Source organism: Photobacterium sp. OFAV2-7, from assembly GCF_022347985.1.
Taxonomy (GTDB): domain Bacteria; phylum Pseudomonadota; class Gammaproteobacteria; order Enterobacterales; family Vibrionaceae; genus Photobacterium.
This window is the reverse complement of the sequence record NZ_JAKRFQ010000199.1, coordinates 1-6,807: the sequence shown is the minus strand read 5'-3', so window position 1 is coordinate 6,807 and position 6,807 is coordinate 1. Positions and strand designations below refer to the sequence as shown.

Sequence of the window (6,807 nt, the reverse complement as noted above, 5' to 3'; positions counted from 1 at the left end):
CAAAAAAAACAGTAAAAATTCAAATCCAGGAATAATAAACTTGATTCAAATTAAATTTTTCTAAAAATCTTTTTGTTATATTGCTTAACAATCGCTATCCTAGACGCGCCTAAAGTAATTGTTGCCTGTAATCATCGTTCTGGCAACCTAAGGCAGCCTCCAGGGATGGCCCAGGATTGTGGGTTTCTCAATTCTCTATTATACGGACATAACTCGAATTTGACCCAGATTGGATCGGCATATTCAAAAGTCGTCTATCCTATGGGTAATTTTTCATCAGTTGAATATCAACTTTCAGACAGATTATAGGTAGTCACTCTCATGTCTAAGCTGGTTTTAGTTCTTAACTGCGGTAGTTCTTCTCTTAAGTTCGCTGTTGTTGACGCGGTATCAGGTGAAGAGCACCTGACAGGTCTTGCAGAATGTCTGCACCTTCCAGAAGCACGTATCAAGTGGAAACTTGACGGTAAGCACGAAGCACAACTAGGTAACGGCGCAGCTCACGAAGAAGCGCTAGCGTTCATGGTTGACACTATTCTTGCTTCTAAGCCGGAACTAGCTGAAAACCTAGCGGCTATCGGTCACCGTGTTGTACACGGCGGCGAGAAGTTCACTCAGTCAGCGCTAATCGACGAAACAGTTCTAAAAGGTATCGAAGACTGTGCAACACTGGCACCTCTTCACAACCCTGCTCACATCATCGGTATTAAAGCAGCTCAGAAATCTTTCCCAGCACTGAAAAACGTTGCTGTATTCGATACTGCTTTCCACCAGACAATGCCTGAAGAAGCGTACCTATACGCGCTACCGTATAACCTTTACAAAGAGCACGGTATCCGTCGCTACGGTATGCACGGTACTTCTCACCTGTTCATCACTCGCGAGACTGCGAACATCCTTGGCAAACCAGAAGATGAACTAAACATCATCAACTGCCACCTGGGTAACGGCGCATCTGTTTGTGCAATCAAGAACGGTAAGTCTGTAGATACATCTATGGGTCTGACTCCTCTTGAAGGTCTGGTAATGGGTACACGTTGTGGTGACATCGACCCAGCTATCATCTTCCACCTGCACGACAACCTAGGTTACTCTGTTGAGAAGATCAACACGATGCTAACTAAAGAGTCTGGCCTACAGGGTCTGACTGAAGTGACTTCTGACTGTCGTTTCGTTGAAGACAACTACGGTGAGAAAGAAGAAGCAACACGTGCAATGGACGTGTTCTGCCACCGCCTTGCGAAGTACGTTGCTGGCTACACGGCATCTCTGGAAGGTCGTCTGGACGCAATCACTTTCACCGGCGGTATCGGTGAAAACTCAGCTCCTATCCGTGAGATGGTTCTAAACCGCCTTGCTATCCTAGGTGTTGAAGTTGACGGTGAAGCTAACCTTAAAGCGCGCTTCGGCGGCGAAGGTGTTATCACTACTGAAAACAGCCGTGTACCTGCAATGGTTGTTTCAACTAACGAAGAACTAGTAATCGCAGAAGATACAGCGCGTCTGGCTGAAATCTAATCTGGCGATACTTTGCTGTGCACTAGGCGCGGCAAATAATGGCTGGCTTTGGCCGGCCATTTTTTCATGGCTTTATCGTCGAAGACGAAAGTTATGACTTTTTTTTGTGGTGCTGCTCAATGACGGTTAACAAATCATTATTGAACAGCACTGTATTGTTCAATAGTTGAGGAATCCATAGTGTCCCGTACTATTATGCTTATTCCGGTTGGTGCCGGAGTTGGTCTTACTAGCGTTAGCCTTGGTGTGCTACGTGCAATGGAACGCAAAGGTGTTCGCGTTTCTTTCTTCAAGCCTATCGCCCAGCCACGTCACGGCGGCGGCCAGCCTGATCTGACAACCAACATCATCACTGCCAACAGTGACATGAAAGTTGCAGAACCTTTCTCAATGGCTTGTGCCGAAGAGCTTATCCGTAATGATAAGAGCGATGTACTGCTTGAAGATATCGTTGCCCGTTTCAAAGAAGCGACAGCTGATGCTGAAGTAGCGCTAATCGAAGGTCTGGTACCAACTCGCAAGCACCCGTTTGCAAACCAAATCAACTATGAGATCGCAAAAACACTGGATGCGGAAATCGTATTCGTTGTTGCACCGGGTACAGACAACCCAGCTCAGCTTAAAGAACGTATCGAAGTAGCATGTTCTAACTTCGGCGGTATCAAGAACGAGCAAATCTCTGGCGTTGTCGTTAACAAACTAAACGCACCGGTTGATGCTGAAGGTCGTACTCGTCCGGACCTATCTGAAATCTTTGACGATGCAGAAGCAACAGTTCCTTCTCACGTAGAAGTAATGCAGGTATTCAACTCAAGCCCAATCCGTGTACTAGGCTGTGCACCTTGGAGCTCAGAGCTGATCGCGACTCGTTCACGCGATATCGCCAAGCACCTGAACGCTGAAATCATCAACGAAGGTGACATCGATACTCGCCGTATCAAGAGCATCACTTTCTGTGCGCGTTCTATCCCGCACATGGTTGAGCACTTCCGTCCGGGTTCTCTGCTTGTAACTTCTGCCGACCGTCCTGATGTTATTGTTGCAGCATGTCTGGCAGCAATGAACGGCGTTGAAATCGGTGCCCTGCTGCTAACAGGCGGCTACGAGCTACCTAAGCCAGTAATGGATCTGTGCGAGCGCGCATTCGAAACAGGCCTGCCTGTAATGACTGCACAAGGCAACACCTGGCAGACATCTCTGAACCTTCAGAGCTTCAGCCTGGAAGTACCAGCAGACGATAAAGAGCGTGTTGAGCTAGTTAACGAATATATGGCTAGCCATATTGACGGCCAGTGGATTGAATCACTGACTGAAGGTTCAAGCAAAGAACGTCGTCTGAGCCCGCCGGCATTCCGTTACGAGCTAACAGAACTTGCCCGTAAGGCAGCTAAGCGTATCGTACTTCCTGAAGGTGATGAGCCACGTACCGTTAAAGCGGCAGCTATCTGTGCTGAGCGCGGCATCGCGGAATGTGTGCTTCTTGGTAACCCAGAAGAAATCAAACGTGTTGCAGAACAGCAAGGCGTTACTCTAGGTTCTGGCGTCACTATCATCAACTCTGAAGAAGTTCGTGAGAACTACGTTGCTCGCCTGGTTGAGCTTCGTGGCGCGAAAGGTATGACTGACGTTGTTGCTCGTGAGAAGCTGCAAGACTCTGTTTTCCTAGGCACAATGATGCTTGAAAACAACGAGGTAGACGGCCTGGTTTCTGGTGCTGTTCACACAACGGCGAACACTATCGTCCCTCCGTTCCAGATCATCAAGACTGCACCTGATGCGTCAATCGTATCATCTGTATTCTTCATGCTACTGCCTGATCAGGTACTGGTATACGGTGACTGTGCAATCAACCCAGATCCAAATGCCGAGCAGCTAGCAGAAATCGCTATCCAGTCTGCAGATTCTGCTAAAGCATTCGGTATTGAACCACGCGTTGCAATGATCTCTTACTCTACCGGTACGTCTGGTAAGGGTGCTGACGTAGATAAAGTACGTGAAGCAACTCGCATTGCTCAGGAGAAGCGTCCAGATCTAGTGATCGATGGTCCTCTTCAGTACGATGCTGCGATCATGGAAAACGTTGCTGCTTCTAAAGCGCCTAACTCGCCAGTAGCGGGTAAAGCGACTGTATTCGTATTCCCTGACCTAAACACAGGTAACACGACATACAAAGCGGTACAGCGTTCAGCTGATCTGGTTTCTATCGGTCCAATGCTTCAGGGCATGCGCAAGCCAGTTAACGACCTGTCTCGTGGCGCACTGGTAGACGATATCGTATACACAGTTGCACTGACTGCGATTCAGGCCAAACAAGCCGAAGAAGCTAACGCTTAATCGTTATTAACGACTAAGAAATAGTTTGAACGCCTCCGCCATGCGGGGGCGTTTTTTATAGGAGAAAAGTGAGTTAAATTAATCACTTCCAATGAAAAAGATCTACCTGTAACAGTAAGTAGCCTTAATTCACCGCAACCTGAGGGCTCTGATTGGTTTGGGCATGAAGCTTCGCCATGGTTCGAATACGATCGACACAATAATCAACTGACTTGCTCAACTCTCGTTTCAACCCAGTACCATCTTCAAGTTGCTCATAAGATGGCGCATCATTAGTTTCAACATAATCCGGCACATAACTACATAGCTCTTCAACAATCGTAGCCTCTGTTGCTATATCAATCAGACGAACATGAGCGGTATACATCACTTTATAGTTATCAAAATCATCTAAGAAATAGATGCTACCCCAGCCTAATGTTTTAACATCAAGAATATAGTCATAACCTGCATGTGACTTAACTAAGTCTGCTACGTCACTTTCAGCTGAAACCGTTTCTTCCGCTTCAACCACTTTAACGTTGTAGTTTTCGCTCAATCCATTACCAAGTTCTTTCGCTATGTCCCTTGCCGGATCTTTAACCTGGTTATTGATGATCATGTCATTGCCATTACTCACAGCTGTGGCAAAACCAATGAGTCCAAACTGCACATTAAGTGCTGTTTGAGCCGGAAAATCAGGAAGCGCGTCATACTTATTAAGCACTACGGACCTATCCTTTAATTTTTGTGACTCATCAAGTGTTAGTTCATTGGTTTTAATTGTTGTACAGCCCACGCCGAGAAGACTGATCAACCCGACCAGCATGGTCCTTGTAATATTGTTCATTGTAGCCTTTGTTCCTTTATTGATTATTATTTTTAACCAGAAAACAACCACTTGACTATATAATGAACTAGATAAAATATGATAAATCTACCTTACAGCCAAATGGCAAGGTTCGCAGTCTATTCGATACTGAAAAAACAGTCAAAGCGTTATTCTGCCAGCTCTATTCTACGATTAATAATCATCATCATTATTACTAAGAAGAGAATTTCATTGCAGAATTTAATAGTCAACCAAGATGCTTTTTTGGGTTAAATATACTCTGATGGAATTAATGAGGGGAGGTTGAATATTGACATATAAGGATTTGGAGAAACACACATATAAATAACAATAGTAAGTAGGGCAGTGTGATCTAGCAATATTTGTTCAGCCCCAAATGGGGTTAATGTTGGCAGCTACTAGGCCAATTTCAATCGCAAGTTTAAAGGCTATAAGCAGCTACCCCCAGGGAATATCGAGAGAAGTATCAAGGATAGTCGGCGGTACACAGCGGCCAATAATAATGGCCACCGCTTTTACTATGGCCATTATTGCTTTCATTGTTAATCAGGAATAATTGTCTACACCAGTAATACTCGACGTCCCCTGATCATTACTTTCCACGCAGGTAGATAATCCAATACCCCATCCCGACGAATACGCCACCACCGATAATATTACCAATCGTCACCGGAATAAGGTTATTCAGGATGAAATTGACCATGGTCAGATCGGCGAAGTCAGCAGGGTTCATTCCGCTCATCTGCCAGAATTCCGGGGAGGCCAGGTTTTTAATACCGATTGCCATCGGCACCTGGAACATGTTGGCAATGCAGTGCTCGAACCCAGCCGAGACGAACATTGCAACCGGCAATACCATCACAATGATTTTATCCGTCAGGGTACGACCGCTAAACGTCATCCATACCGCGACACAAACCAGGACATTACACATGATCCCCAGGGCAACGGCCTGGAAAAAACCATGGTGAAGCTTGTGCTGGGCAATTTGCATGGTGTTGATCCCCAGGGCACCGTCAGCTGACAGGTACTGTTTGCTGACCAGCATAATCCCCACCAACAACAAGGCACCGATAAGGTTGCCAATATAAACGACGCCCCAGTTCAGACACAGGCTTTTCCAACTGATTTTACCACTGGCTCGGGCAACCAAGGTGAGCACAGAGCTAGTAAAGAGTTCGCCTCCGGTGATCACCACCAAAATCAGCCCCAGGCTAAAAGCCAGCCCGCCGACAAAACGCGCCATACCCCACGCCATGTCCCCCGAACCAGTGGTTACTGTGGTATAAAAAACGAATGCAATCCCGATGTGCATTCCAGCAGTAATGGCCAGCAAAAGCGACTTCACCGGATCTTTTGTAGCTTTGCCGACGCCAACCTCAGCAGCCTTCTCGGCCATCTGTGGTGGTAACAGTGAATCAAACTGACCCTGACTCATAATCTTGTACCTGTACCTACTGAAACACATAAAAAAACGATGCCGGATAGTGAACCTAATCTAGGTGAAATACAAGACTCGACAGCAACAAAAACTCGATAAAAACGAGATTATACCTCGAATATTCCGAATCAACATATTTAGTAAACATCACTCAACATTTCAGTAATCCAATCGTCCAATTCGATCAAACTCGCCCTCACATTCGGCGCAGAAGAGCGTACGGTTATGTCTAATGCAGAGCCTCTGTGAAGTTGATAAGATGCAGGCACTTGCAGGTAAAGGGAATCACCTACACATCATGGATTTGTTGAATACTATCGGACTGTTTATTGGCTCATTGCTGTCCAACACGCTGGCTTCTCTGTCCGGAGGCGGCGCTGGCCTGATCCAGTTTCCATTGCTTATCTTTCTCGGCCTGCCCTTTGCCGTTGCACTGGCCACCCATAAAGTCGCCAGTGTCGCCCTCGGTCTGGGTGCCGCTATCAAACATATTAGGGCCGGAAGCCTTAACTGGTCGCTCACCGTCTATGTGATTGTGGCCGGTATGCTGGGTGTGATGGTGGGCGCCAATGTGATCTTGTTCGTACCGGGCAGAACAGCGGAAGCCATGCTGGGAGCATTGATTCTGGGACTGGGCATCTACTCGCTGACCAAAAAAGAGCTTGGCCAGTACGACCAACCC

The 6,807-nt window shown here is 46.6% G+C and carries 5 protein-coding genes; 3 read left to right on the top strand and 2 right to left on the bottom strand.

What is annotated here, in order from left to right; all coding sequences use genetic code 11:
- The first annotated feature begins 321 nt into the window (after window positions 1–321).
- Window positions 322–1,518, top strand: a complete 1,197-nt coding sequence (locus MHN01_RS12080) for an acetate kinase (protein ID WP_239411578.1) — start codon at window positions 322–324, stop codon at window positions 1,516–1,518.
- Window positions 1,519–1,713: 195 nt separating this feature from the next.
- A complete protein-coding gene (gene pta, locus MHN01_RS12075; protein ID WP_239411580.1) occupies window positions 1,714–3,852 on the top strand; it encodes a phosphate acetyltransferase in 2,139 nt (712 codons plus the stop codon).
- Between the two features lie 124 nt (window positions 3,853–3,976).
- Here pta and MHN01_RS12070 read toward each other — a convergent pair whose 3' ends face one another.
- A complete protein-coding gene (locus MHN01_RS12070) occupies window positions 3,977–4,681 on the bottom strand; it encodes a hypothetical protein (RefSeq protein ID WP_239411577.1) in 705 nt (234 codons plus the stop codon).
- Between the two features lie 595 nt (window positions 4,682–5,276).
- Window positions 5,277–6,122 (bottom strand): formate transporter FocA, encoded by an 846-nt coding sequence (focA, locus tag MHN01_RS12065; RefSeq protein WP_239411576.1) that lies wholly within the window; start codon window positions 6,120–6,122, stop codon window positions 5,277–5,279.
- 301 nt (window positions 6,123–6,423) lie between these two features.
- Here focA and MHN01_RS12060 point away from each other — a divergent pair.
- A partial coding sequence (locus tag MHN01_RS12060) for a TSUP family transporter (RefSeq protein ID WP_239411579.1) occupies window positions 6,424–6,807 on the top strand: 384 nt, incomplete at its 3' end.

Coding starts and splice junctions, on each gene's coding strand:
- MHN01_RS12080 (WP_239411578.1), top strand. CDS start 322: ATGTCTAAGCTGGTTTTAGTTCTTAACTGCGGTAGTTCTTCTCTTAAG.
- pta (WP_239411580.1), top strand. CDS start 1,714: ATGCTTATTCCGGTTGGTGCCGGAGTTGGTCTTACTAGCGTTAGCCTT.
- MHN01_RS12070 (WP_239411577.1), bottom strand. CDS start 4,681: ATGAACAATATTACAAGGACCATGCTGGTCGGGTTGATCAGTCTTCTC.
- focA (WP_239411576.1), bottom strand. CDS start 6,122: ATGAGTCAGGGTCAGTTTGATTCACTGTTACCACCACAGATGGCCGAG.